General features: G+C 33.2%; 3 protein-coding genes. All 3 read right to left on the reverse strand.

Features of this window, described 5'->3' with window-relative positions; all coding sequences use genetic code 11:
• A partial coding sequence (locus VNJ50_RS07655; RefSeq protein WP_325580582.1) for a cysteine peptidase family C39 domain-containing protein occupies positions 1 to 934 on the reverse strand: 934 nt, incomplete at its 3' end.
• On the reverse strand, positions 927 to 1,454 hold the full coding sequence (locus tag VNJ50_RS07660; RefSeq protein ID WP_325580584.1) for a peroxiredoxin family protein: 528 nt from the start codon (positions 1,452 to 1,454) through the stop codon (positions 927 to 929). The genes VNJ50_RS07655 and VNJ50_RS07660, both read right to left, overlap by 8 nt.
• A gap of 2 nt (positions 1,455 to 1,456) precedes the next feature.
• Entirely contained in the window at positions 1,457 to 1,873 is a 417-nt protein-coding gene (locus VNJ50_RS07665; RefSeq protein WP_325580586.1) for a hypothetical protein, read from the reverse strand.
• Positions 1,874 to 2,192: the final 319 nt, after the last annotated feature.

Below are 2,192 nucleotides of genomic sequence, written 5' to 3' on the forward strand. Positions count from 1 at the left end.
GCCAAGAGTAATAAAACAAAAAGCCCAAAGAAACCATGGTCACCAAAACATTGATGACCACATTGCCCACAATCTGATTAATAACCCGCTGTACACGTTGGGTATCATTTAAACGTGCCACCAACTCCCCAATTTTACGAGTATCGAAAAATGGTTTTGGCAAATTAAGCAATGATGAATAAAAACTATCTACAATACGGTTATTGAAATCTTTGCTTTGGCTGATTAAAAAATAATCCCTTAATGCTGCAAACAGCACTCTAACCAGCAATAAAAAACCTACTAAAGCAATGCTCGTAATTAACTTAGTTAAGTTTTTTGAGGGCAAAATATCATCGATCAATTTTTGGGAAAATATGGCCATGACCATACCTAAAACTGCCATACCCAAACCCAACAGCACACTAAAGGAAATTAATCTATAATCTTCCTTTAATAATTTTAAGAACCATTGTTTTTTGTTTCGGTTATGAGTTTCGGTTTTTACAAACTCATTATTAGGCGAGAGCGTTAAACAGGTTTTAGATTTCCAAATACTTTCCAGCTCGTCTTTAGAGTAAGAAACAATACCTTTAGCAGGATCTCCTATAATAAACTTGTCGTTTTTGTAGCCATAGCACACCACATAATGCTGCAATCGGTCTTCAATAACTACATGTAATATTAAAGGTGCTTTATGATCTATTAAGGCTTGTATATCAGCTTCATTGCCCTGTGCTGTAAAGCCTAATGTACTGGCGGCCTGATATAAGCCCAACAGCGTGGTGCCTTGTTTGGTTGTACCGCTCAACTCACGTAATTTTTCTAAAGTATTTGAACCACCGTAATACCGGATTAAGGACAACATACACGCCACGCCACAATCAGACTGGTCATGTTGCAAAACAAATGTTCTCTGTAAACTTTTGCTTTTTAGGTCATTTAGCTTAATCATTCTGGTCCAATACCTTTAAAATGCCATTAGCATTAAGTTGTCCTTTATGTTTTTTGAGAAGTTTTTGATTGCTGTCGTAAATCAAAATATAGGGAATTGATGTAGCATCAAATCGACTAGAAAAAAGATGAGTTTTATCATGAGAAAAAGTAATATTTTGTTGCTGGTTTAAATTATAGAGTTCCGAAAATTGGCGGATGGTTTCAATAGGTTCTGTTGATACAAAAACAAATTGAACGGCATTAAATTTGTCAATATGATCACTGATAGTTTGTGCTTCATGTTGGCAAAAATCACACTCACTGTTAAAGTATATAAATAGGGTAGGCAGATTTGGTTTTAGGTTTTTGTTTGAAAACAGTTCTTCTTCCAAGGTCATGAATTCAAACTCTGGGATGGTTTGCAACTGTTCAGAAATTTTGGTTTTCTCTTGGGTTTTGGTAATCACCTTGTATCCTAAATAAGCCAAGAGGCTTAAAGCACCGAGTATAGTTAGGATTACAATGGCTTTTTTACGCATAACTAACTCATATTTAAGGTTGAGAACATCACCCCAACCACCCATATCAACAAGCCAACCCCATAACTACTGGCTACAATAGATAAACCTTTATCCGTAGTTGATTTAAGTTCTTTGCCAAGTAGGAATGCCAATATAAACCAATAGGCCAGTTCAAAAAGATTAAGTACTTGAAATGGATACACAAACCAAGGTTGCAAACCTTCATGGCCAATAAGGCTTAAAGCCGATAATGGATAGAAAAATTGTAAGTCCTCCAACGTATAATTGGTTTGAAAGAAGTAAAACCAAGCGGTTTTAACTATAATGACCAATATGAATATAAACTCTGCTTTGACCACGATGTTAAAGAGTTCTTTGTATTTGATTTTCTTATTAAATAAGAAACAACCTAGGTCAAGAATGGAGGTTATTATCAAGATTTTTATTAATAATGAAATAAGAATTATTACATAGGTAAACCATTCCCATTTTTTTTGAAAGTTTAAAATATTGATTAATTGTTCTTGGGTAAATTGTTCTGTTAATGAATTTACTAATAATTCATCTGTTTTTAATAAGATTTTAGACAAAAAAGTAAGTAGAACTAAGCTTGCTAAAATTGTTAAAAGATATTGTTTGTTTTTCATTAATCAGTATACAAGTACTATTGCTTTAAATAAACAATAGTACTTTTAATTTTGGTTTAACTTTTTTTATGGTTAAAAGCCATAACAAATGCTGTTATTGTTGCAAATG

The sequence above is a fragment of the Gelidibacter sp. genome, assembly GCF_035577925.1.
Taxonomy (GTDB): domain Bacteria; phylum Bacteroidota; class Bacteroidia; order Flavobacteriales; family Flavobacteriaceae; genus Gelidibacter.

Excerpts from the sequence above, each read along its gene's own strand:
- VNJ50_RS07660 (WP_325580584.1), bottom strand. The coding sequence starts at position 1,454 with ATGCGTAAAAAAGCCATTGTAATCCTAACTATACTCGGTGCTTTAAGC.